This window comes from Lacinutrix chionoecetis (assembly GCF_053604665.1).
The window spans coordinates 25,431-49,428 of the sequence record NZ_JBSHNQ010000047.1 but is presented as its reverse complement, the minus strand read 5'-3'; the positions used below and the strand labels follow the sequence as shown (position 1 = coordinate 49,428).

Sequence of the window (23,998 nt, the reverse complement as noted above, 5' to 3'; positions counted from 1 at the left end):
AGTTATTAACGAAAAAGCCTATCAAAATTGTTAATAAAAAGTGTTAAAAAACATCGCTTAAAGTCTTACTGTTGCTAATGATTTAATTATATTAGCACGTTTTGAAATAACTATAAAAATTTAATTAAAATTATATATGGCAGAAGGCGAAAAAGTGATTCCAATTAATATTGAAGATGAAATGAAATCGGCTTACATTGATTATTCAATGTCAGTCATTGTGTCACGTGCTTTACCAGACGTTAGAGATGGTTTAAAGCCAGTTCATAGACGTGTACTTTACGGTATGCATGAACTGGGTGTTAGAGCAAACAGTGCACACAAAAAATCTGCAAGAATTGTAGGTGAGGTTTTAGGTAAGTATCATCCACATGGCGATACGTCAGTTTACGATGCAATGGTACGTATGGCTCAAGAATGGAGCTTACGTTACATGCTTGTAGACGGACAAGGTAACTTTGGGTCTGTAGATGGCGACAGTCCTGCAGCAATGCGTTATACAGAAGCAAGAATGCGTAAGATATCTGAAGATATGTTAGCAGATATTGATAAAGAAACTGTGGACCATCAATTAAATTTTGATGATACCTTAGAAGAGCCAACAGTTTTACCAACACGTATTCCAGGCTTACTTGTTAATGGTGCTTCTGGTATTGCAGTAGGTATGGCAACCAATATGCCACCGCATAATTTAACCGAAGTTGTTGATGGAACAATTGCCTATATAGACAATCATGACATTGAAATAGACGAACTGATGCAGCATGTAAAAGCACCAGACTTTCCTACAGGAGGAACTATTTATGGTTATGATGGTGTAAAAGAAGCATTTCATACTGGTAGAGGAAGAATAGTCATGCGTGCCAACGCAAATATTGAAGAAGTTCAAGGTAGAGAATGTATTATAGTAACCGAAATTCCTTACCAAGTTAACAAGGCAGATATGATTAAAAAAACTGCCGATTTAGTCAATGATAAGAAATTAGAAGGCATCGCTACCATTAGAGATGAGTCTGACAGAAACGGGATGCGTATTGTTTATGTTTTAAAACGTGATGCAATACCTAACATCGTTTTAAATAAATTATACAAATACACGGCTTTACAATCTTCTTTTAGTGTTAATAATATCGCACTTGTAAAAGGGCGTCCCCAATTATTAAATTTAAAGCAATTAATTCAATATTTTGTAGAACACAGACACGAAGTTGTAGTTAGACGTACTACTTACGAATTACGTAAAGCTGAAGAACGTGCTCATATTTTAGAAGGTTTAATTATAGCATCAGACAATATTGATGAAGTTATAAAAATAATTAGAGCATCGTCTAATGCAGATGAAGCGCGTAACAATTTAATTGAACGCTTTAAACTTTCAGAAATTCAAGCGAAAGCTATTGTAGACATGCGTTTACGCCAGTTAACAGGACTGGAACAGGATAAACTTCGTAATGAATACGAAGAAATCATGAAAACGATTGAAGATTTAAAAGACATTCTTGCAAATAAAGAGCGAAGAATGACCATTATCAAAGAAGAATTAGTTGTTATTCGTGATAAGTATGGCGATGAGCGACGTTCTAAAATTGAATACGCAGGAGGTGATTTAAGTATTGAAGATATGATTCCAGACGAGAAAGTAGTTATTACTATTTCTCATGCTGGCTATATTAAACGTACCTCGTTAACAGAATATAAAACACAAAACAGAGGAGGTGTAGGCCAGAAAGCCTCAACGACACGTAACGAAGATTTCTTAGAACATTTATTTGTGGGTACTAACCACCAATATATGCTCTTCTTTACTCAAAAAGGAAAATGTTTCTGGATGCGTGTTTACGAAATTCCTGAAGGCAGTAAAACGTCTAAAGGTAGAGCCATTCAAAACTTAATAAATATTGAGCAGGACGATAAAGTGATGGCTTTTATTTGTACTCAAGATTTAAAAGATGAAGATTACGTTAACAGTCATTACGTAATTATGGCTACTAAAAAAGGACAGGTTAAAAAAACATCTTTAGAGCAATATTCACGACCACGAACTAATGGTATTAATGCCATTACCATTAAAGAGGACGATGTATTATTAGAAGCTAAGTTAACGACCGGAGAAAGTCAGGTCATGTTAGCCTTAAAATCTGGTAAAGCCATCCGATTCGAGGAAGCAAAAACACGACCAATGGGACGTGGCGCATCTGGTGTAAGAGGTATTAGATTACAAGATGAGAAAACCGACGAGGTAATAGGTATGATTGCTGTAGACGATATGGAAAGTAATATCCTTGTAGTGTCAGAGAACGGTTATGGAAAGCGTTCAAGCTTAGAAGACTATAGAATCACCAACAGAGGAGGAAAAGGTGTAAAAACAATCTCTATTACAGAAAAAACAGGTAACTTAGTGTCTATTAAGAATGTAACCGACGATGATGATTTAATGATTATTAATAAATCTGGTATCGCTATTAGAATGGCCGTTGCAGATTTACGTGTTATGGGTAGAGCCACGCAAGGAGTGAAACTTATTAATTTAAAAGGTAAAGATTCTATTGCTGCCGTTGCAAAAGTTATGCACGAGGAAGATGAAGAAATTCTTGAAGACACATTAGAAACACGATCTAATGACGAAAATTTAGACAATGGCACAACTATTGATTCTAACGAAGAAGAATAATAATTAATCTAATTTTAAAACTTAATTCCGGTTAGGAATATTAAAACTTAAAGTAATGAAAAAACAACTAATACTTACCTTGGCTTTATTTATCGCATTATTTTCTTTCGGACAAAAGAAAGAGTTAAAGGCATTAGAAAAGGCTGTTAAAAACAATAATTTTGCAGAAGCAAAAGCGACTGCAAAGACATTAGAATCTATGCTTGGTAGTATGGATGATAAAATGAAATCTAAATTCTACTTTGCAAGAGCCAAAGCGTTGTATGCGAATGGTGCTGGTAATGTAGCCGATTTCGATACTGCTTTCGATGATTTAACTAAAGTTGATGGAAAGCATGTGAGTGGCTTGGCAGAAACAAAACAATTCGTTCAAAACGAGTTATTAGTTAAAGCTAATGAATTGTATACTGGTGGGAAGTATGTTCCAGCATCTAATTTATTTGCAATGCTTTACAAATTAGTTCCAGAAGATCAATCTTACTTATATTATGCTGCAGTAAGTGCGGTGCAAGGTGAAGATTTAGACGCTGCGTTAACGCATTATAAAGAATTAAAGGATATTGGTTATACAGGTATTACAAAAGAATATTATGCGATAAATGTTGAAACGGGTGAAGAAGAAATGATGGATAAAGCAACAAGAGAGTTATATCTTAAGGCTAAAACCCATATAAAACCAAGTGAGAAAATGTCTGAGTCTAAGGCTGCCGAAATCACAAATAAGATTGCTCTTATTTATGTTAGTCAAGGAAAGGATGAGGAAGCATTAAAAGCCATAAGGGAAGCGAGAGCTGTAGATCCTTCTAATACCGATTTAATATTAACCGAAGCCAATGTAGAATTAAAACTTGGCAATACAGATGCTTACGGTAAACTAATTAAAGAAGCCATAGCAAATGATCCAAATAATAAAGACCTGCTTTATAATTTAGGAGTAATCTCTGGACAATCTGGAAATAAAGATGAGGCAAGAATGTATTATGAAAAAGTGTTGAAACTTGACCCACAATACGTTAATGCATTAAAAAACTTATCTGCTCTAATTTTAGAAGAAGAAGATGCTATTGTAAAACAAATGAACAGCTTAGGAAACTCGGCTGCAGATAACAAGTTATATGATGAATTAAAGGCTAAACGCTCAGATGTTTACAGAGCTGCAGTACCTTATCTTGAAACAATTGTAGAGATTGATAATGTTGAGATAGAATACGTTAAAACCTTAGCAGGTATTTATAGTGCATTAAACCAAAATGACAAAGCTAAAGCGCTTAAATCTAAATTTGGTTTGTAGAAAATTAAATCTTACATAAAAAAAAACCACTCAATCGAGTGGTTTTTTTATTGCCTATAATAAATATATTACGTTACTAACTATTTTATATCAATAGCAAAATTACTCCATATTATAGAAATATTGTTCACTGGCAATTTTCCCATCTTTTACTTCGTATACACAAACTTCTTCCATTTTTTGTCTGCCTCTTTCTTTAAAAGTACAGTCAAAATCCATTTTAGCAGTAAAAAAATTGCCAGCTACTAATGGCTCACTTATAGAACTGGCATGAAAATCTTCTACACTTTCCATCCATTCTTTACTCTTATTCCAAACATTTTGTCTACCCGTAATTACTTCGCCAGGCATACCAGGCATTTCTTTGCTTACTACATTTTCTGCATAAAGCTCGTTTATACAATCCAGGTTTTTACCTTGTTCGCACATCGTTTTCCATTTTGCTGCTACCTCTTTAGTATTCATCTTTTCTTTGTTTTTTAGTTTTTTATAAAGTTACTAAAAAAATAAAGGAGTAGCTATTACAAAATTTCGATTTCTTATGAAACAGCCTCTTTATAAACACGCAAGCAGCGCTCACGTGCTTCTTTATGGTCTACAATCTTTTCAGGATACTTATCTGTATTGTATTCTGGAATCCATTTTTTAATGTACTCGTATTGCTTATCGAATTTTTCAATTTGCGTAGTAGGATTAAAAATTCTAAAATATGGAGAGGCATCTACACCAGAACCAGCAACCCATTGCCAATTACCTACATTGCTCGCCATCTCGTAATCGTGAAGTTTTTCGGCAAAATAAGCTTCACCTTTACGCCAGTCTATTAACAGGTGTTTACACAAAAAACTGCCAGTTAACATTCTCACTCGATTGTGCATAAAACCAGTTTTATTAAGTTGCCTCATACCTGCATCTACTAATGGATAGCCCGTTTTTCCATCGCACCAAGCCTTAAATTCTTTCTCATTATTTCTCCATTCTATTCTGTCATATTTAGATTTAAAGGCATCTTTGTGCGTATCTGGAAAGTGCCAAAGAATTTGCATAAAAAATTCGCGCCAAATTAATTCTTGCCAGAAGATTTCATTTTTTTCGGCAATGGCCTTTTTCATCATTTTTCTAATACTCACGGTACCAAAGCGTAGATGCGGTCCTAAACGAGACGTGTTATCTTTTGCTGGGAAATTTCTCGTGGCTTCGTATTCTTGAATTAATGTTGGAGTTACAGTATAATCTACTATTTCCTGACTCGCTTTTTTAAAACCTATGTCACTTAAACTTAAATTTGGGAGTCTTGTGTTTTCAAGAAGATTACTTAAATAATCGTTTGTGTAATAGATTTTAAGATCATGATTTTTAAATTTAACCTTCCATTTTTTCATAAAAGGCGTGTAAACAACGTAAGGGTCGCCATCGTCTTTTACAACGTCATCTTTTTCGAATACAACTTGATCTTTAAACGTTTTAAAATTTATATCCTTTTTATCTAAAAAGGTTTTTACAGCGTTATCACGTTCTTTAGCGTAAGGTTCGTAATCATGATTGGTAAATACAGTATCGATAGTATAATTTTCAATAAGTTTTTTAAAAATTTTTTGTGGTGTTCCATAAAACATGGCTAAACTACTGTTGTTTTCATCTTGTAACGTTTTACGCATGTTTTGTAACGTATTAAAAATAAATGTTACACGCGCATCGTCTTTTGGCAAACCATCCAGTATTTCGGTATCGAATATAAAAATAGGTAATACAGGTAAATCAGACTTCAAAGCTTCAAAAAAGCCTACATTATCATCTAAACGCAGATCTCGTCGAAACCAAAATATATTAACTTTTTGACTCATAATTATTGGTATTTCCCGAAGATTTCTTCTAACTTCTTTGTTCTGTAATTAAAAATTTCTTCCAATTTGGGCTTTACTAAAAAAGGGTGTACTAGTTGCCCTAAAATGCCTAATGGCAATTTGTAGTCTATAATATCTTCCATTTCAATACCACCATCAATTTCTTTTATAAAATGCTTATGGTGCCATAATGCATAGGGTCCAAAACGCTGTTCGTCTACAAAATATTCGCCATCGACAATATGCGTTATTTCTGTTACCCATTTAGTTTTAATGTTTAAAACTGGCGTTACAATATATTGAATTATTTGACCAGCAAACATAGGTTTTTCTGCTCCTGATAAAATATTAAATCCCATATAATCCGGAGTAATTGTTTTTAAATTTTTAGGGCTTGATAGAAACTTCCATGCTTGCGCTTTGGTAATAGGTAACTTTTGTATTTTATGCAAAGTATATATTTTCATTCTATGTTTTATGTAAGTGAATTTGTAGCGATTAGTATTTAAGCCACGTAAAATAATATTTTAGGCTTTCGTGCTTTTTGTTGATGAGTATAAATTATTCAACGCACTATTTAATTTCGTTATTGATTGTCCATAATCTTTAAAATTTTATCTTGAATGGTTTCTGCTTCAGCGAATTTTGCATCGCTTGCTGCTCGGTTAGATGTAGAAAGCGCATGAGATTCTTTCATTAATTTTTCATTCAACTTTTGAAGCTTTTCTTTTTCGGTTTTCTTTTTAAATAATCCAAACATAACGCTATTTTAAATATTTTGTTATTCTATTACTTGTGGGCCTTGTGGCTGAAGAATAGTAGTTTATAAGCCTTCCGTCCGGACCAACTAAGTATTTTTGAAAATTCCATTTTACAGTAGAATTAGAAACTCCGTTTTTAGCTTTTTGGGTTAGCCATTTATAAACAGGATGTGCTTTTGTACCTTTAACTTCAACTTTCTCAGTCATTAAAAATGTAACGCCATAATTTAATTCACAAAATGTTTCAATCGCTTTAGAATTACCAGGCTCCTGTTTGCCAAATTGATTACAAGGCAAGCCAATAACTTGAAGCTTGTTTTTATATTTGACATGCAAATTTTGTAAATCTTTATATTGCTGCGTGAAGCCACATTTTGAAGCGACATTAACAAAAAGTATATATTTATCTTTAAACGTAGAAATATTTACGGGCTTTCCGTTTAACTTCTTAATTTCTATATCGTAAATAGATTGTACGTGATTTGTTTCAGTATCACTGTTTGAAAATAAGGTTTTTAAGAATAGCTTTAAAGGGTTCATTATTAAACTTTTAGACTTACAATACCACAATCCATTTCAAAAACTTGTCCAGAGAGTGATGCGGCTTTTTCTGAAATGAGAAATGTGGCCATATTAGCAACTTCTTCAGGATTTAATATTTTTTTTAGAGGATGTCGTTCTTTTATATTTTCAATCATTTTTTCGTTACGCAATAATTTTGAAGCCAATGTCGTATCTGTAACAGTAGGAGCAATAGCATTGACTCTAACTGTGGGCGCTAATTCTGCACCAAGCGATTTTACCAAACCTTCAATTCCAGATTTAGAGGTGGCCACACTGGCATGAAAAGGCATGCCTAACTTAGAGGCGACTGTACTAAAAAGTAGGATGGAAGGAGCATTTCCTTTCTTTAAAACCGGTAAATAGGTTTGAATTGTTTTTACCGCACCAAGTACATTAATTTCGAAATCTTCTCTAAAATCGTCTAAAGACAATCTTGAAATAGGTTTTAAGTTAATGCTACCCGGACAATAAATAAGTGTATCTACATTTTTAATATCTGGTAACTCTTGATTTAATATATCGCAACTATAATGCGTTAAGTTTTGGTGTGTAAGTTCAGGTAGCGATCGACTAATATTAATTACTGCATTATTATCAATTACAGCTTCAATAATTGCTTTACCAATACCTTTACTGCCACCTATTATAACTATGTTTTTCATTATTTTACTACTTATTAATTAAAGTAACAGTAGGTATTATAACTGTTATAGTACATTTTACCTTTTACTTATTTTGTTGTGTGTTATTTGTTTTTGTCTTGAGCATTTAAAACGACCTTCATGAAAATTTCGCATTTTTGCATGCTTTGTCTTACGTCCTTGCACTCTTGCACGCCATAATTTAAAGCTACTATGCTTTAATTTATTTCGCATTATTGCTATTATCTCCTGTTCTTTAATATGAAATTGAAATGTTATAGCATCAAACGGTGTTCTGTCTTCCCAAGCCATTTCGATAATACGGTCTATATCTTCTATTGTAAAAGCTTCTGGATTATTGGGTTTGGAAATTATATTGTTCGTCATACTTAATTTTTTCACATAAAAGCTTTTTAAAAAATGATTTATTCTCTTTAAACAGTTTGTTATTTTTAAAATGAATAAACCTGCCTTGCGCATGGATACTCGAACCATTTGTTTTATAGATTACCAGTTGGTAATAAGGTATGGCCCAGCTAAAATTTTGCAAACCTTTATTTATATGTATCAAAATACCTTTTGGTCTTAACTCTATATTGGCATAGTTTAAGTCTGAAACTAAGTTAAGATACTGCTCTAAATTAGGACTAACATTCTCTATAATCATGCGCTTTGAGCCTATACCTTTTAGTCTAAAACGCTCTCTCAATCTAAAGCCCTTGCCAACCAAATTGTCAATTAGTTTCTTATTTTCATTATTTTGGTATGTAGTATTTACAATCACGATTTAAAGCGTTATCTAATTATTCCAAATTTACAAAATGTTTAATCATTTAAACTATAAGTTAAACAATAATTAACATTTGTTTTGAATAAAGCAGATCATGCACTGTATCTAATGCTATCTATTATTATTAAAAACGATCTGGATTACTAATTATCTTTTCAGCTCTTTTTTTAATGTCATGAAGCGATTCTGGTGTCATCTTATCTAAAACACTATACATCATTTTCATCCTAAAATTCGTGCTGAGTAGTGCTCTTTTATCATCTAAAAAATTCCAATATAGACTGTTAAACGGACAAGCCGTTTCTCCAATTTTCGTGTTTTTGTTATAATGACACCCTTCACAGTAATTGCTCATTTTATTAATGTAATTAGCACTGGAAACATAGGGTTTTGTTGCTATTTTACCTCCATCAGCATATTGACTCATACCTCTTGTATTGGGCAATTGCACCCATTCTACAGCATCTACATAAATACCTAAATACCAAGTATCTACTTGGTCTGGATGAATTTGCGTTAACAGTGCATAATTGCCAGTAATCATTAAGCGCTGGATATGATGAGCATATCCATTATCTAAACTGTTTTTAATGGCATTTTTAAGGCAGTTCATTTTTGTATTGGCTGTCCAGAAAAAATCTGGTAAATTATTGGTGTTTTCTAAATAATTATGGGTTTTATATTCTGGCATTAAAGCCCAGTACATGCCTCTCATATATTCTCGCCATCCAATAATTTGTCGTATAAATCCTTCGACTTGAGAAATAGCAATGTGTGCACCGTGCTTTCTCCAATAATTTAACACAGTCGTTACTACTGCTTTTGGAGAAATAATCTTACAATTCATTGCGAAGGAAAGTCTCGAGTGAAAGAGATATACTTCCCGAGTATGCATCGCATCTTGGTAATCACCAAAATGCACTAGTAAATGTTCACAAAAATATTTTAATTGTTCAAGAGCCTGGTTTCTGTTAATTGGATATTGAATTGTATTAGTTTTAAAGCCACCTATGGTTTCAATATTTTCCTTAGCAATAAGTTTTTTAATTTGGGTAACATCATTATTAAATGCTTTAAACTCAGGAATCTCATCGTCGTTTTTCCATTTGTTTCTATTGCTTTTATCGTAATTCCATTTCCCACCTTCTGGTTGGTCACCGAACATTAAAATGGCATGCTTTTTTCTCATGTCTCGATAATAGCTTTCCATAACCCATTGCTTTTTACCTTTAAAAAAAGTGTTTAAATCTTGGCGATTAGTGTAGAAATGTTCGGTTGAGCATTGTTTCGTTTTAATTGTAATTTCATTACAGAAATTTGACAGCTGTTTATCCAATCTAAACTCATCTGGTTCTTGATATTCAAATTTTTCTATTTCTAATTCTTTTATTATTTGCGTCAGATTTTCAGTTAAATTCTGAGTGTTCTTATCATTATCTAAATGGTAATAAACAACATTCAAACCATTGGTTTTAAGTGTTTTCGAAAATTCACGCATAGCAGCAAAGAACCCTATTATTTTTTGAATGTGATGCGTTACATAATCGGTTTCTTGTCGCATTTCAAACATACAATATACAAAGTTGCTTTGATCACCACTATACCACGAATGCTTGCTGTTTAACTGATCTCCTAGTATGAGTCTTAAAGTTTTCAAATTTAATTTGGCTTATAATGTGAACATTTTACTTAAATTTTTTCAAAAAAATATATTAAAATAATTATTTGAATAAAGTATCCTGCAGCCACAAACGTTGGTATTTACCAGCACTATCGTAGCGATTTGCTTGTTCTTTTACATTAAATGTTCTGTTTCTTGGATCGTTACCAACACCTGCTACGTACATCCAGTTGCCGTAATTACTGTGCACGTCGTAATCAATTAATAAAGATTCAAAATATGCTGCACCAATGCGCCAATCGAGTTTTAATTGTTTTGCGAAATAGCTTGCAACATTTTGTCTGCCACGATTGCTCATCCAACCAGTGTTTTGTAACTCTATCATGTTTGCGTTTACAAAGGGTTGATTAGTTTCTCCGTTAATCCATTTTAGAATCTTAGTTTTATTGGTATCCCAAGTGTATTCTTTTTCTAAAATACCACCAAGTTTAAAAATACTGTTACCATGTTTCATCGAGATGTATTTAAAATAATCTCTCCAGATAAGCTCAAAAATGAGCCAGTAAGTAGATTGATTCTTAAATTGTTCTTGTTCAAATTCTTTTACTTTCCAGTAAATTAACTTAGGACTCAAACTACCATTGGCTAACCACGGAGAGAATTTAGAGCTAAAATCTTTACCTATTAAACCGTTGCGTGTTTTCTTGTAAAAGCCTAATTTTTTAGTTTCGAAAAAATAATAATTTAGGCGTTTCAGCGCTTCTTTTTCGCCACCTTTAAACGGAAAAGCAGTATTAACATGTTGTGTGTAATCATTAAGACCTAAATCGTTTAATGTGGGTATTTTATTTGTATTCTCGAATGATTTAGAAAGCTTCGTTCTTAGTGGTGTTTCGTTTAGTTTAGAGACAGCAACATGCTTTTCTACATGTTTTCTGAAGGTTGTAAAAATATGTGGCAGTGCTTTAATATCAAAATCTAAGTTATTAGGGTGATATAGAAATTGATTATATTCTTCATGAATTGGAATCGATTCGTTTAAAGTATTTTTAACGCGCTCAAGATCTAAGACTTCTTCTTGGGCCCATTCTTTTTGAAGGTATAAGGCGTTAAAATTAAATTTTGCTTTTAATTTTAATATGCTGTTTTCTGGATAATCATAATAAACAAACAAAGGGATATTTAGGCTTTTTAATTGTTCCTTTAAATCGCTAACGGTTTCAATTAAAAATTGGGCTCTAAATTTTTCGGTTTTAACAAATCCGAACTTATCTTTTTTAAATTGTCTGGGATTAAAACAATAAAGAGCGATTACGGTCTCGCTTTCAGAAATGGCATTATTAAGTGTTACATTATCATGTATTCTTAAATCGTTTCTAAACCATACTAAACTAACCTTGTTTTGTTTCTTCTGCATTTTTCGCTACAATATTTTACTTCTTCCCAATTTCTTTCCCATTTTTTTCGCCATGCAAAGGGTAAACCGCAGGTTTTACAAATTTTAGTTGGCAGATGTTGTTTTTTCAAACTAAAAAAAGAATTAAGCTTTAGCCAATTTGTTAATTAAACCGTTAAAAATGAAGCCATGAAATGGTAAAACGCTATACCAATACAGTCTACCTGCTAATCCTTTAGGTCTAAAAACTGCACGTTGGTATACTTTACCTTTTGCTACTCTAAATTCTAACCATGCTTCTCCAGGTAATTTCATTTCTGCAAAAAGTAGTAATCTTTTATTCTCTTTGTCTGCTAATAGCACGCGCCAAAAGTCTAAAGCATCTCCTGTTTTAATTGTGTTTTTATTGGTACGACCACGACGCAAACCAATGCCACCAACTGTTTTATCTAAAAATCCGCGAATTTTCCATAAAATAGTGCCATAGTACCAACCATTTTCACCACCAATAGAACATATCTTCTCGAAGGTACGAGCTTCGTCTAAAACTTTACGCTCCTTAATATCTTTAAAGCAACCATATTTTGGAACCTTGATATATTGGGTGGATATTCTTTTTTTTGGACGACTACTCACAAAAGAATCTTTCCAGCTGGAAACAATACTATTTTGTTTAATTTTTACAAAAGCAAGTTCTAATGCTTTATCGTAATTAATTGGATGAATATCCATCATTTCGTAAATATTACTGGTCTTTCCAATAATTTCAACACCCATACTATTTACCAAGGTTCTCGCTAATTTGTATGAAGTAGAGGTCACAAAGTATAGCCAATAGCTTGACAATTTAGGTGTCATTACAGGTACAGTTATTATGTATCGCTTTAGATTTCTCAATTTTGCAAAACGTAGCAATAATTGCTTATAGGTTAAAATTTCTGGTCCAAATATATCGTGTGCAGTATTATAAAGTCTTTGGTCTCCTAAACTTTTTGTTAAAAAAGCTAAAACATCGCGAATACCTATTGGCTGTGTTTTGGTATTAAGCCATTTTGGTGCGATCATTATTGGGAGCTTTTCTACCAAATCTCTAATAATCTCAAAAGAAGAACTGCCAGAACCTACTATAATACCTGCTTTAAAAACGGTTAAACCGTATTTAGGTGACGACAAAACGCGCTCTACATTTTTTCTTGATAGTAAATGTTTAGACAATTTGGTATCGTTAGTAATACCACTTAAGTAAATAACTTGTTTGCAATTGGTTCGTTCTATTGCATGTTTAAAATTAACCGCACAATCGTTTTCCATTTGTTGAAAATGCGATACCGAGTTAGACATGGAATGAATTAGATAATATGCAGCATCGATATCGTTAGGAATATTTTTAAGTGTTTCGGTATTTAAAAAGTCGACTTCAATAACAATAACATTATCCTCATTTTTATAACGTTTCTCTGTTCGTAATTTACCACGAACTGCACATATTACAGTATGCCCTTGTTCTATTAACAATGGAATGATACGCTTTCCTATATAACCCGTCGCTCCTGTAACTAATATTTTCATAAGTTTTATTTAGGTCTTTGGTAGTCTAACCTTTTTAATAATTCTGGAAAAGCGTAACCATCTAACCCGTTTATGGCTGCTATTTTAGCTTTAGACAGATTTACAAAACCATCAGTTTCAATTATGTCTTTTTTAATATAAAGGTCCTGGATTTCACCTAAAACCAAAATAGTATCATTTTCCTTAATGTTGTATTCTCCAATATACTTCATTAACATCTGTACTGGAGCATTTGCTACAAAAGGAGGGAAGCAATCATTTTTATATTCTGAACTTAAAGATGTTTTATTAAATTCTGAAATAGCTGCATCGTATTTAGCAGATGTGTGATGTGCTTCTTTAAAATTCTCGTTATAGATATGGTTAATGGTATAATACTTGGTTTCCTTTAAATTATCATAAGTATTTCGTGCCACTGTGGTAGGTCGGCAAAAAAAACCTAACAGTGGTGGATTGGAGCCTATATGCGTTACAGAACTAAACACTGCTACGTTCTCTATTCCTGCTTTCGATTTTGTACCGATTAAATTAGCCGATTTAAATCCAGAACAACTATTAATAAGGTTAATTTTATATAAATGCTCTAATGTATTAATATCTGATAGCCTAAAATGCTGCATCTAAAATGATTTAAAATTATTAATTTTAATGCCCTTTGCTTTTAAATCGAACATTAAATTATAAAGCCCGAAAAAGGTGCGATTTATGTATATAAAGTGTTTAGAGCCTCTATTACCATTCATTTTTCGTAGCTCTGTGTTTTTACTGTACTTTTGACCGAGCTCTGTTATTTTACCAAAAAAAGCTTCATTCGAAAAATCGAACGTATCCACATGAAAAGGTTGTGTAAATAAGCTTAGCATTTCGTGAAACATCGCAGAAAAGAATTTTAGTTCCTCTGAAGTATCATCATCACGAAGTATTTCTAATGCAAACATTTTTTCGTTAAACACCTCAGGGTTGTTGATATTTTCTTTTTTTGCCAGTTCGAAATAAGGTGTATAAAATGAGTCTGGAATAGATTTCATACAACCAAAATCTAAAGCAATTAAATCGCCAGTTTTAGAGATTAAAAAATTACCAGGATGAGGATCGGCATGCACTTTTTTTAAATTATGAATTTGAAACATATAGAAATCCCACAATGCCTGACCAATTCTATTGGCTTTTTCCTGATCCTGATTATGGTTAGTAAATTCGCTTAAATGTTCGCCATCCATCCAATCCATTGTTATAATTCTTTCGGAAGACAACGCTTCATAATATTCAGGAAATTTTAAATTTGGAATGTGCTTACAGGCTTTTACAATAGTTTTACTTTGTTTAATTTCAAGAATGTAATTAGTTTCTTCAATGAGCTTATTTTCAACCTCTTTAAAATACTTATCGCTATCTTTTCCTTTAATATTAAACATTTGTATGGCAATAGGCTTTACCATTGCCAAATCGCTAGAAATACTTTCTGCCACTCCAGGGTACTGAATTTTTACCGCCAATTTTTTGCCATATTTTTCGGCTAAATGAACTTGCCCTATACTGGCTGCATTTACAGATTTTAGGTTGAAAGTATCGTAGATTTCATCTGGGAATTTCCCAAAATACTGTTTAAATGTTTTAGATACTAATGGAGCAGATAGTGGTGGCACAGAAAATTGTGACAAAGAGAATTTTTCTACATAGGCTTGTGGCAAAATACTTTTTTCCATGCTTAGCATTTGTGCAACCTTTAGAGCGCTGCCTTTAAGTTTTTTTAGGCTATCGTATATATCTTCTGCATTATTTTCGTCCAAACGCGATTTCGCTTCTTCTTCAGTTTTAGTTAATTTATCTCCGTAGTATTTAAGATAATTAACGCCAACTTTAGCACCAGTTTGCACGAGTTTAGAAGCCCTTTGAATTTTAGATGTGGGTATTTTGTCTATAGTTTTCAATAGTATGAGGTGTTTAGTTAATTCATTTTAACTTTTTCTTTGAAGATGAATTTTCCAAAGTCAATTAAGCTTTTTAATGGTGCAATATTGAGCACATCGAAACTTGTGTTCACGGATTTCTCAATAAAAATATCTGTTTTTTCAAATTTTGGAGATGTATCGTCTATCCAAAATTTCATGGTGAGCAATAATTGTAACCAAGCAGTTTCCTTAAGACCTCTATTTTGAATTTTGTCCAACCTGTCTTCTTTAATATCAATAAGTTCAATATTTAATTCTAAGATATAATTTGTAAAACTCGATTTTAACTCAGTTAAAGCAGCGTAAGACTTTAAGCTGTTTTTATGATGGTTCAATGCATAAACCACATAACTTCTATTAGCTGTGAGAATTTCGAAAAAAGTAAAATAATAACTTAAAAGCTTATTTCTTGGTTCGAAATTATTATAGTCACCACTTTTTTCGAGTACAGTTATAGTGCTATCGTGAAATGCTTTGAATGCATGTTTTTCAATGGCTTCAAACGATCCAAAATGTTCATAAAATTTTGATTCTTCAAAATTATTATGCTTAGCAAAAATGTAAACCGATTTTGGTTGCTGGTTATGCTCTAAAACATAATCCATGTAAAATGAAAGGAGATTATTCTTTGTTATATTTTTTTTCTTTGCCATAGTATTGAAATTTAAGAATATAAAGATACAAAATGTTTAACTATAAATTAAAATTGTTAAACAAAATTAACAAGAGATTAGCAATTAGCAATAATTCATCAGCACAATAATATATACCATTTTGAAGAGATTTTAGGCTTTTATTAACAAGGAAAAGCGAATGTTATTCGTAAATTTACGCTCATTAGAAATTAACACTAACACAAGTAAATATTATGAAAAACTTATTAATGATTGCCTTAGTATTTGTAGCTTCATTTACTACAAATGCTCAGATAGAAACACCGCAACCAAGCCCATTTGCCAAAGTAGAGCAGAAGGTAGGTTTAACAGATTTAACATTAGAATATTCAAGACCTAACATGAGAGGTCGTACCATTTTTGGAGATTTAGTACCTTACGGTAAATTATGGAGAACAGGAGCTAATGCAAATACAAAAATCACGTTTAGTGATGATGTAATGATTGGTGGAAAAGAGGTTAAAGCAGGTTCTTACGCCATTTATACAACACCAAATGAAAAATCTTGGGAAGTCGTTTTTTATTCAGATGCTAATAACTCTGGAACTCCAGCGAAATGGGACGACAGTAAAGTAGCTGCTAAAGTTACTACTGATGTTATGAAAATGCCTATGAAAATGGAAACATTCACTATGCTTTTCGATGATTTATCTAACGACTCTGCAGTATTAGGTATGTTATGGGAAGATGTTTATGTAGGAGTTAAAATCGAAGTGCCAACTTCAAAAAAAGTAACAGCAAGTATAAATAGAGTAATGAATGGTCCTGGAGCTGGTGATTATTATGCTGCAGCACGTTATAATTTAGAATCTGGAGGCGATATTTATCAAGCAGCAACTTGGATTGACAAAGCAGTAGCGATGAGCGAGGGTGAACCTAAGTTTTGGGTTTTACGTCAACAAGCATTAATCCATGCAAAAGCTGGAAACAAGAAAATGGCTGTACAAGCTGCAAAAGCATCTTTAGCAGGAGCAGAGAAGGCTGGAAACGATGATTACGTAAAAATGAATAAGGATTCCCTTAAAGAATGGGGAGCAATGTAAATTGCTTTTAAAGGACAGTATAAAAAGCTCACAAGAAAAATCTTGTGGGTTTTTTTTATACATGCTGATCTACTAAAATAGCATTACCATCTGGATCCAAAACAACAAAGCTTGCAGGACCTGTAGTTGTCTCATCGGCTTCCGTTTCAAGTTTTACACCTTCCTTTTTAAGATGTTTTTGAATGGTTCTTACATCATTAAAATCTTCAACTAACGAAGCATTTTCATCCCAGCCTGGATTAAAAGTCAGTATATTATTCTCAAACATACCTTGAAACAAACCAACAAGAGCATTGCCGTTTTTCATAATTAGATAATTTTGTTCGAGATTGCCTGCAAAAACTTTAAAACCTAAAGTTTCGTAAAACGTTTTGGATGCGTTGATGTCCTTTACTGCAAGACTTACCGAGAATGCGCCTAATTTCATAAGATTTAGTTTAATTAATAATTGTTACTAATATAATTATGCAGTTATCGATTATAAAAGTACATAGTTGCAATTATGACTCCAACTAATATTAAGAATAAAAAATAGACCCAAAAAAGCGTTCTACAACTATAACCTTCTCGAATTTTATCTGCTAATTTTTCTCTATACCTACTCATGACAATTGATTTTTTTAATAAAAAGACATTCCTTTTTTTGCTATTAATCAATAATCACATAACCCTTAAATATAAGAATTTTGAAGCATTTTTATTTAGAATAAATGATATTATTGGTTTACTGGCTTACTATTGGCAGCCTGTAATAAACATGCAATTGCAATTACAATTACACAACCTATAAAATTTAACCATAAAAAAGGTAGATTTATAATTTCAAATTCATTTAAAAGAAACAAGGTTATAACTAAAAATTGTGTAATAAATGCAGCAACAAAAACGGCATTTGCTTGCACAAATTTAAAGAAGAATGCTAAAAGAAAAATGCCTAAAACATTGCCATAAAATATGGAACCTATAATGTTAACTAGCTGAATCAAATTTTCGGCTAAATTAGCAATACAAGCAATACCTATTGCTAAAATCCCCCAAAGCAGTGTAAACCATTTTGAAACGTTTACCATTTGTAATTCGGTTTTCTCTCCAACGCGATGTTTATATAAATCTATAGTTGTAGTGCTGGCTAAGGCATTTAATTCGCTCGCAGTACTCGACATGGCTGCAGATAGAATTACGGCTAAAAGCAAACCAATGAGTCCTTTTGGGAGATTGTTTAGTATAAAATGAATAAATACATAATCTTTATCGTTACTTTCAACTTTTAAATTTTTTGCCTCTCCCGCTTTATCTATTAATGCTCTGGCTTTTTTTCTTAACGCATCGCTCTGTGTATTATAGGAATCTATATTTGAAGCACTAGTTGTGTTTTTGGATAAAACAAAACTATTAATAGCGGATTTTTTATTTTCGAAAAGTATTTTTTGTTCTTGTTGAATTGCCTTGTATGCCTCAGCATATTCAGAATCTAAAACAATTTCGGTAGCAGTTGGGTTAAAATTAACAGGTGCTTGATTAAACTGATAAAAAACAAAAACCATGACACCAACAAATAAGATAAAAAACTGCATTGGTACTTTTAGCAGTCCGTTAAACATTAATCCCAATTGCATTTCTTTAATAGATTTTCCAGATAAGTAACGTTGTACTTGGCTTTGGTCTGTACCAAAATATGACAGCATTAAAAACGTTCCACCTATAATCCCACTCCAAAACGTATAGCGATTGTTTAAATCGAAAGAAAAATCGAGTACTTCCATTTTTCCGCTGGCTCCGGCAATTTCAACTGCTTTAGTAAATGTAATATCGTCTGGAAGTTTGTTTAAAATTATAATGAAAGCTATAATCATTCCGGTAAAAATTACTACCATTTGATGTTTTTGTGTCACATTTACTGCTTTTGTTCCGCCAGAAACGGTGTAAATAATTACTAAAACGCCAATAATAATATTTAGGAACAATAAGTTCCAACCTAAAACGGCCGATAAAATAATAGCAGGAGCAAAGATGGTTATACCAGCTGCTAATCCGCGTTGAATAAGAAAAAGAATAGCAGTTAACGTTCTTGTTTTTCTGTCGAATCTATTTTCTAAAAACTCGTAAGCTGTGTATACTTTTAAGCGATGATATAGAGGGATGAAAACCATGCAAATTACAATCATTGCTATTGGCAATCCAAAATAGAATTGTACAAAGCCCATTCCATCATTAAAGGCTTGTCCTGGTGTGGACAAAAATGTAATGGCACTCGCTTGAGTTGCCATGACAGATAAACCAATAGTCCACCATTTAGAGGTGTTTCCACCCTTTAAATAATCCTGAACATTCTTACTACCTCTGGTTTGTATGGTTCCATAAATGACAATGGTTAATAAGGTACCAATTAAAACAATCCAATCTAATGTTTGCATTCTTAAAATGTTTTTGTGATGAAATAGAATGCAATAATATATGCAGCATTAGCCACTAAAATTAGTGTATAAAGCGTATTCCATTTATATTTTGGTTGGTTTTTCATATTGGTTTTATAGTATCCGTTATCATTGGATTCTTCTTTGTGTTAAGCCATAATTTTAATAGGATGATAATAGCAATCAATTTTTAATTTCAGATTCATCAATAATACTTTGTTTTCCAATGCTCAACATATTAGCAAATAATCTATAGGCTCCAGAAACACCAGCAGGGAATTCTCTAAAGAAACTCAAGCCTGTGTATATATAATGTCCTTTTCCGTACTTCGCTATTAATAAACTTCCTGTTTTGGGCGTTTCTCCTTTATCATGCATCGATAGAATAGGAGTAAACTCATTAGACCACTCGTTCGGGAAGTATAATCCACGCTCTTGCGTCCAACCTTCAAAATCTTTTTGAGTTATTTTGTTTGGGCTGTTTAAGACTTCATGATTAGGATTTATAAATGTTACATCGGCAAACTCATCTGTAACTCTGTCTCTTGACAATTTTAAACTGTAAGGTGCTAAATTATCAACCTTTAATCTATGGCTGGTATTATATTGAACAATCATGTTTCCACCATTTTTTACAAAATCGAATAAAATATCTTGTTTAAAATTGAGTGCTTCAACAGTATTATAAGCCCGAATACCTAAAACAACAGCATCAAATTGGCTTAATCTTGAAGCAGTAATATCTTCTGGTGCAATAGTCACTACATTGTAACCTATTTGTTTTAAGCTTTCTGGCACAACGTCTCCAGCACCCTCAATATAGGCTATGTTTGCCCCACTTTTTTTAATATCTAATCTAACAATCTTGCTTTCACTTGGCAATAAAACCGTTTGAAATGGAATATGATCATAATCTATTTCTATTAACTCTTTAGTATAAACGCTATTACCAATGGTTATTTTAGGCGTAAGCAATCCTTCACTTTGGTTTGCAGGTGGTATTACAGTGAATACAATAAGCTGTTCTTGACCTTTATGGGCTATAGAAACTTTTTGTTGCTTTGGGAATACACTCCAGTCTTTTGGATAATTTAACTCAATAAATCCTTCTAAATTATCACGTCCTGCTTTAACGATAACGGGAATTTCCTTTTGAGCATCGTTTTCGAAAATAATTACTTTTTCTAAAATTTTGGCAGATGCCTCAGGTATAATTTCAAATGGCTTATAAACCTCTCCTTTTACAGGGTCGTTGGTTTTATAGATTATAGGTTTTGAATATGTAATAGGAATACCTTCAATTTTTAAATTGAATTGCACCATAGCATTCCTTAAAGTCTCTGGCAACCCAATCCAGTTTTTGTTTTTCACGTTATACATACCCAAAGTGCCTTTATCTTCTAACCAATAAGGAACAGAATAATTATCTTCAGTTGAAATGTAGTATTGCAATTCGGTTGTTTCCGAAACGTTATTTTTTAAATTGATGTTTTTAGCAATGGTCTTACCATCATCAGACTTACTTAAAGATGCTAACTCAATTTGGGTGTTGCTTCTGTTTATCGCTTCAATATTTAATTTAACCGTATTATTTAGGGCACTGTAACTCTCTGATGCAGCGGCTTCCAAATACAAGCCACCACAGGCAGCAATTATGTCTTTTATTTCATTCGTTTTTACGGATTTCCAATGCGAGTTGTCTAAGTTTTGAATAAGCTTATAAGCCTCTATTAATTTTTTAACCGAAGCTGCAGGATCTTTAAAATCGTAGTCTTTCTGTACTTGTTCTAATATCACGCCTATGGCATTACCACCTTTAACACGATTCCATGAGGTGTCTATTCCGTCAAAAACATTTGTTTTATCTTCTGGTAAATCGCCTTTAATCAATTCAATATATTCTATTTGCTCACCACGTGTTCCGGTGTTACCAAACCCTTGAGACTTATGCTGGCTACGACTTAGTGAAGCAATTTCAGTATTACTTAAACCTTTACTTGGGTAATATACACCAACATCAAAATTTAATAAATTGGTTTTATCTGCAGCATCAAATTTTTCTTTACTACCATAAAACCACCATGAAGTGTTAAAAAACTCCCGTTTTGGTTGCCATGTTCCATATTCCTTTACTTGGTTTGGAAATGCAGATTTATCACCAGCCAAATCAAAAGCTTCAACACTTAACATAGCAGAACTGGTGTGATGCCCATGCGTAGATCCTGGACTTCTATGATCGAAACGATTAATAATAATATCTGGCTTAAATTGACGAATCGCTAAAACTACATCGCTTAATACTTCGTCTTTATTCCAAATTTCAAGCGTTTCATCTGGGTGTTTAGAGTAGCCAAAATCATTAGCTCTTGTAAAGCGTTGCTCGCCTCCATCTATACGTCTTGCGGCTAATAATTCTTGGGTACGTATCACACCTAATAGTTCTCTAATTTCTGGTCCGACAAGGTTTTGTCCGCCATCACCACGCGTTAAAGATAAATAAGCCGTGCGTGCTTTTAGATGGTTTGCCATGTAAGAGATTAAACGTGTGTTCTCGTCGTCTGGATGTGCCGCAACATACAAAACTGAACCTAAGAAATTAAGTTTTTCTATGGATTGATAAATTTCTGAAGCTGTAGGTTTTTTTGGTTGTTGAGCAGTGCTATTTACCGTGAAAAAAAATATAAATAGGAGTGAAGCAATTGTTTTATGCATTGTTTGTACTTTGAATTTATCTCGAATGATAACGAGTATCCAAATATAACCAATCGCATTTTTAAATTAGAATTTTAAGGTTTCTTTAACGTAATGATAACTATTATACAATTTTTTTAATTACACGAAGTTTGTGTGTATGTAAACCCTTATCTACATTATAGATTCCAGAATGGTCTAATCGGTCTATTCGTACTTTACCATGAGCATGTATTATGTAGTTGTCTTTCATTATTATGCCAACGTGTATAATATTACCTTCAGCATTATCGAAAAAAGCTAAATCACCAGGTTCACTTTCTTCAATAAAACTTAAAGCTTCACCTTGCGTTGCTTGCTGTGAGGCATCACGTAATAATTTATAACCGTTTAGTTTATAAACCATTTGTGTAAAGCCAGAGCAATCAATACCAAAAGGTGTTTTTCCTCCCCAAAGGTAGGGAGCATTGAGATAATTAAATGCTGTTGAAATTAAATTGTCTTTGTGTTTTTGTCCGTTGGAAATTTGTCCGTCGAATGTATGCTCTAAAATTGTCAGTCCGTTGAGTTGTGAGCCTAAAGAAATAGAATATAACTGCTTATTTTTATCCTGAATAAATTCTATTAAATCTGTTGAAAGAACAGGGCTCTCATGGCGCAAATTATCATAATCGTCTTTAGTAATTTCAATAAGTTGTTTTACGTCTATCCAGCCTTCATATTTATCGAAATCCAAGCGGATTTTACACCATGACTTGCGCATTTCTATAATTTTAAACAAATCACCATACAACACTTGCGATACCATTTCACTGGTATCGTTAGGTTCAAGTCTTAAAGGGACAATGCTTAAATTACAAATGCCGTATTGCATTAGTTGCGGTTAAATTAATTTCTTTCTAAAACTAAGGCAGAAGCACCACCACCACCATTACAAATAGCAGCTGCACCAATTTTCGCATTGTTCTGTTCAAGTACATTAAGTAGTGTAATTAATATTCTAACACCTGAACATCCTAATGGATGCCCTAAAGAAACAGCACCACCATTTACATTTACATTACTGTCGTTTAACCCTAAAATTTTCATGTTGGCTAACCCTACAACAGCGAAAGCTTCATTAAATTCGAAAAAATCGACATCTTTAATATCAATGCCAGCTCTATCTAAAGCTTTTGGCAACGCTTTTGCAGGAGCTGTAGTAAACCATTTCGGCTCGTGTGCAGCATCTGCATAACCTTTAATTGTAGCTAAAGGTTTTAGCCCTAATTCGTTTGCTTTTTCTTTACTCATTAACACCATAGCTCCAGCACCATCGTTAATAGTAGATGCATTGGCAGCTGTTACGGTTCCGTCTTTTGTAAACGCAGGACGCAATCCTGGAATTTTATCCATTCTTACATTTTTATACTCTTCGTCTTCTGCAACTATAACATCGTCTCCACGTCTTTGTGGTACAGCAACTGGCACAATTTCATTATTAAATTTACCAGTTTCCCAAGCTGCAGCAGAGCGCTTGTAAGACTGGACAGCATAAGCATCTTGATCTTCGCGTGAAAACTTGTATTCTGTAGCACAAGCATCTGCACAAACGCCCATGGCGTTTTGGTCGTAAACATCTACCAAACCATCTTTCTGCATGCCATCAATCATAGTTGCCGGCCCAAATTTGGTTGCACTACGTGCATGAAAATAATGTGGAATTAAACTCATATTCTCCATACCTCCAGCAACAACTATAGTTGCATCTCCCAAAGCGATAGCCTGAGCAGCTTGCATAACGGTTTTCATACCAGAAGCACATACTTTATTTATAGTTGTACATGGTACAGTATCTGGAATACCAGCAAAAATAGCAGCTTGTCGTGCAGGCGCTTGTCCAGTACCTGCTTGAACAACATTTCCCATTAAAACTTCTTCAACCAATTCTGGTTTTAAATTAATTTTATCTAATGCACCTTTTATGGCAATAGCTCCTAATTTTGGAGCAGGAACTGTTGATAAAGCACCTAAAAAACTACCAATTGGTGTTCTTGCAGCCGATACAATTACTACTTCTTTGTTCATTTTGTGAGT

At 33.0% G+C, this 23,998-nt stretch carries 23 protein-coding genes; 3 read left to right on the top strand and 20 right to left on the bottom strand.

What is annotated here, in order from left to right:
- Positions 1–136: 136 nt before the first annotated feature.
- Both gyrA and ACVC43_RS00695 read left to right on the top strand, forming a co-directional pair.
- Positions 137–2,671 carry a DNA gyrase subunit A gene (gyrA, locus tag ACVC43_RS00700; protein ID WP_452222652.1) on the top strand — a complete coding sequence of 845 codons (2,535 nt, stop codon included), beginning with the start codon at positions 137–139 and terminating at the stop codon, positions 2,669–2,671.
- A 55-nt stretch (positions 2,672–2,726) separates the two neighbouring features.
- Positions 2,727–3,962, top strand: a complete 1,236-nt coding sequence (locus ACVC43_RS00695; RefSeq protein ID WP_452222651.1) for a tetratricopeptide repeat protein — start codon at positions 2,727–2,729, stop codon at positions 3,960–3,962.
- Positions 3,963–4,064: 102 nt separating this feature from the next.
- Here the strand turns inward: ACVC43_RS00695 and ACVC43_RS00690 are convergent, their stop codons facing one another.
- The 15 genes from ACVC43_RS00690 to ACVC43_RS00620 form a co-directional block, all read right to left on the bottom strand.
- Positions 4,065–4,427: a SnoaL-like domain-containing protein gene (locus ACVC43_RS00690; protein ID WP_452222650.1), complete on the bottom strand. Its 363-nt coding sequence runs from the start codon at positions 4,425–4,427 to the stop codon at positions 4,065–4,067.
- A 74-nt stretch (positions 4,428–4,501) separates the two neighbouring features.
- The gene (locus tag ACVC43_RS00685; protein WP_452222649.1) at positions 4,502–5,806 is read right to left on the bottom strand and encodes a cryptochrome/photolyase family protein; all 1,305 of its coding nucleotides are present in this window, start codon (positions 5,804–5,806) and stop codon (positions 4,502–4,504) included.
- Between the two features lie 2 nt (positions 5,807–5,808).
- Positions 5,809–6,273, bottom strand: coding sequence for an SRPBCC family protein (locus tag ACVC43_RS00680; protein ID WP_452222648.1), 465 nt, complete (start codon positions 6,271–6,273; stop codon positions 5,809–5,811).
- Between the two features lie 119 nt (positions 6,274–6,392).
- A complete protein-coding gene (locus ACVC43_RS00675) occupies positions 6,393–6,566 on the bottom strand; it encodes a Lacal_2735 family protein (protein WP_452222647.1) in 174 nt (57 codons plus the stop codon).
- Positions 6,567–6,570: 4 nt separating this feature from the next.
- A complete protein-coding gene (locus tag ACVC43_RS00670; RefSeq protein WP_452222646.1) occupies positions 6,571–7,107 on the bottom strand; it encodes a glutathione peroxidase in 537 nt (178 codons plus the stop codon).
- Between the two features lie 2 nt (positions 7,108–7,109).
- Complete coding sequence (locus ACVC43_RS00665) at positions 7,110–7,793, bottom strand: SDR family NAD(P)-dependent oxidoreductase (RefSeq protein WP_452222645.1); 684 nt, start codon at positions 7,791–7,793, stop codon at positions 7,110–7,112.
- A 57-nt stretch (positions 7,794–7,850) separates the two neighbouring features.
- Positions 7,851–8,159, bottom strand: coding sequence for a TIGR03643 family protein (locus ACVC43_RS00660; RefSeq protein WP_452222644.1), 309 nt, complete (start codon positions 8,157–8,159; stop codon positions 7,851–7,853).
- Positions 8,128–8,556, bottom strand: a complete 429-nt coding sequence (locus tag ACVC43_RS00655) for a hypothetical protein (protein WP_452222643.1) — start codon at positions 8,554–8,556, stop codon at positions 8,128–8,130. Before ACVC43_RS00655 ends, ACVC43_RS00660 begins: the two co-directional genes overlap by 32 nt.
- Before the next feature lie 130 nt (positions 8,557–8,686).
- Positions 8,687–10,219: a cryptochrome/photolyase family protein gene (locus ACVC43_RS00650; protein ID WP_452222642.1), complete on the bottom strand. Its 1,533-nt coding sequence runs from the start codon at positions 10,217–10,219 to the stop codon at positions 8,687–8,689.
- 64 nt (positions 10,220–10,283) lie between these two features.
- Positions 10,284–11,600 carry a DASH family cryptochrome gene (locus ACVC43_RS00645; RefSeq protein WP_452222641.1) on the bottom strand — a complete coding sequence of 439 codons (1,317 nt, stop codon included), beginning with the start codon at positions 11,598–11,600 and terminating at the stop codon, positions 10,284–10,286.
- Positions 11,570–11,710 carry a DUF2256 domain-containing protein gene (locus tag ACVC43_RS00640; protein ID WP_452222640.1) on the bottom strand — a complete coding sequence of 47 codons (141 nt, stop codon included), beginning with the start codon at positions 11,708–11,710 and terminating at the stop codon, positions 11,570–11,572. The genes ACVC43_RS00645 and ACVC43_RS00640 overlap by 31 nt, the downstream gene beginning before the upstream one ends.
- 13 nt (positions 11,711–11,723) lie before the next feature.
- Entirely contained in the window at positions 11,724–13,148 is a 1,425-nt protein-coding gene (locus ACVC43_RS00635) for an SDR family oxidoreductase (RefSeq protein WP_452222639.1), read from the bottom strand.
- Between the two features lie 5 nt (positions 13,149–13,153).
- Positions 13,154–13,768 carry a flavin reductase family protein gene (locus ACVC43_RS00630; RefSeq protein WP_452222638.1) on the bottom strand — a complete coding sequence of 205 codons (615 nt, stop codon included), beginning with the start codon at positions 13,766–13,768 and terminating at the stop codon, positions 13,154–13,156.
- On the bottom strand, positions 13,769–15,079 hold the full coding sequence (locus ACVC43_RS00625; RefSeq protein WP_452222637.1) for an ABC1 kinase family protein: 1,311 nt from the start codon (positions 15,077–15,079) through the stop codon (positions 13,769–13,771).
- Between the two features lie 17 nt (positions 15,080–15,096).
- Positions 15,097–15,753, bottom strand: coding sequence for a TetR family transcriptional regulator C-terminal domain-containing protein (locus tag ACVC43_RS00620; RefSeq protein WP_452222636.1), 657 nt, complete (start codon positions 15,751–15,753; stop codon positions 15,097–15,099).
- 215 nt (positions 15,754–15,968) lie between these two features.
- Here ACVC43_RS00620 and ACVC43_RS00615 point away from each other — a divergent pair, with 215 nt between their 5' ends.
- Positions 15,969–16,817, top strand: coding sequence for a DUF2911 domain-containing protein (locus tag ACVC43_RS00615; protein ID WP_452222635.1), 849 nt, complete (start codon positions 15,969–15,971; stop codon positions 16,815–16,817).
- A gap of 55 nt (positions 16,818–16,872) precedes the next feature.
- On the opposite strand, the gene ACVC43_RS00610 is transcribed toward ACVC43_RS00615, so the two are convergent.
- The 5 genes from ACVC43_RS00610 to ACVC43_RS00590 form a co-directional block, all read right to left on the bottom strand.
- The gene (locus tag ACVC43_RS00610; RefSeq protein WP_452222634.1) at positions 16,873–17,244 is read right to left on the bottom strand and encodes a VOC family protein; all 372 of its coding nucleotides are present in this window, start codon (positions 17,242–17,244) and stop codon (positions 16,873–16,875) included.
- Positions 17,245–17,533: 289 nt separating this feature from the next.
- Entirely contained in the window at positions 17,534–19,231 is a 1,698-nt protein-coding gene (locus ACVC43_RS00605; RefSeq protein ID WP_452222633.1) for a sodium:solute symporter, read from the bottom strand.
- 183 nt (positions 19,232–19,414) lie between these two features.
- A complete protein-coding gene (locus ACVC43_RS00600; protein WP_452222632.1) occupies positions 19,415–21,943 on the bottom strand; it encodes a PIG-L family deacetylase in 2,529 nt (842 codons plus the stop codon).
- A 103-nt stretch (positions 21,944–22,046) separates the two neighbouring features.
- A complete protein-coding gene (locus tag ACVC43_RS00595; protein WP_452222631.1) occupies positions 22,047–22,796 on the bottom strand; it encodes a C40 family peptidase in 750 nt (249 codons plus the stop codon).
- Positions 22,797–22,810: 14 nt separating this feature from the next.
- The gene (locus tag ACVC43_RS00590; RefSeq protein WP_452222630.1) at positions 22,811–23,989 is read right to left on the bottom strand and encodes an acetyl-CoA C-acyltransferase; all 1,179 of its coding nucleotides are present in this window, start codon (positions 23,987–23,989) and stop codon (positions 22,811–22,813) included.
- Between the last annotated feature and the right edge of the window lie 9 nt (positions 23,990–23,998).

Coding starts and splice junctions, on each gene's coding strand:
- ACVC43_RS00605 (WP_452222633.1), bottom strand. CDS start 19,231: ATGCAAACATTAGATTGGATTGTTTTAATTGGTACCTTATTAACCATT.
- ACVC43_RS00685 (WP_452222649.1), bottom strand. CDS start 5,806: ATGAGTCAAAAAGTTAATATATTTTGGTTTCGACGAGATCTGCGTTTA.
- ACVC43_RS00620 (WP_452222636.1), bottom strand. CDS start 15,753: ATGGCAAAGAAAAAAAATATAACAAAGAATAATCTCCTTTCATTTTAC.
- ACVC43_RS00665 (WP_452222645.1), bottom strand. CDS start 7,793: ATGAAAAACATAGTTATAATAGGTGGCAGTAAAGGTATTGGTAAAGCA.
- ACVC43_RS00670 (WP_452222646.1), bottom strand. CDS start 7,107: ATGAACCCTTTAAAGCTATTCTTAAAAACCTTATTTTCAAACAGTGAT.
- ACVC43_RS00600 (WP_452222632.1), bottom strand. CDS start 21,943: ATGCATAAAACAATTGCTTCACTCCTATTTATATTTTTTTTCACGGTA.
- ACVC43_RS00690 (WP_452222650.1), bottom strand. CDS start 4,427: ATGAATACTAAAGAGGTAGCAGCAAAATGGAAAACGATGTGCGAACAA.
- ACVC43_RS00660 (WP_452222644.1), bottom strand. CDS start 8,159: ATGACGAACAATATAATTTCCAAACCCAATAATCCAGAAGCTTTTACA.
- ACVC43_RS00615 (WP_452222635.1), top strand. CDS start 15,969: ATGAAAAACTTATTAATGATTGCCTTAGTATTTGTAGCTTCATTTACT.
- ACVC43_RS00590 (WP_452222630.1), bottom strand. CDS start 23,989: ATGAACAAAGAAGTAGTAATTGTATCGGCTGCAAGAACACCAATTGGT.
- ACVC43_RS00610 (WP_452222634.1), bottom strand. CDS start 17,244: ATGAAATTAGGCGCATTCTCGGTAAGTCTTGCAGTAAAGGACATCAAC.
- ACVC43_RS00695 (WP_452222651.1), top strand. CDS start 2,727: ATGAAAAAACAACTAATACTTACCTTGGCTTTATTTATCGCATTATTT.
- gyrA (WP_452222652.1), top strand. CDS start 137: ATGGCAGAAGGCGAAAAAGTGATTCCAATTAATATTGAAGATGAAATG.
- ACVC43_RS00635 (WP_452222639.1), bottom strand. CDS start 13,148: ATGAAAATATTAGTTACAGGAGCGACGGGTTATATAGGAAAGCGTATC.
- ACVC43_RS00645 (WP_452222641.1), bottom strand. CDS start 11,600: ATGCAGAAGAAACAAAACAAGGTTAGTTTAGTATGGTTTAGAAACGAT.
- ACVC43_RS00675 (WP_452222647.1), bottom strand. CDS start 6,566: ATGTTTGGATTATTTAAAAAGAAAACCGAAAAAGAAAAGCTTCAAAAG.
- ACVC43_RS00595 (WP_452222631.1), bottom strand. CDS start 22,796: ATGCAATACGGCATTTGTAATTTAAGCATTGTCCCTTTAAGACTTGAA.
- ACVC43_RS00630 (WP_452222638.1), bottom strand. CDS start 13,768: ATGCAGCATTTTAGGCTATCAGATATTAATACATTAGAGCATTTATAT.
- ACVC43_RS00680 (WP_452222648.1), bottom strand. CDS start 6,273: ATGAAAATATATACTTTGCATAAAATACAAAAGTTACCTATTACCAAA.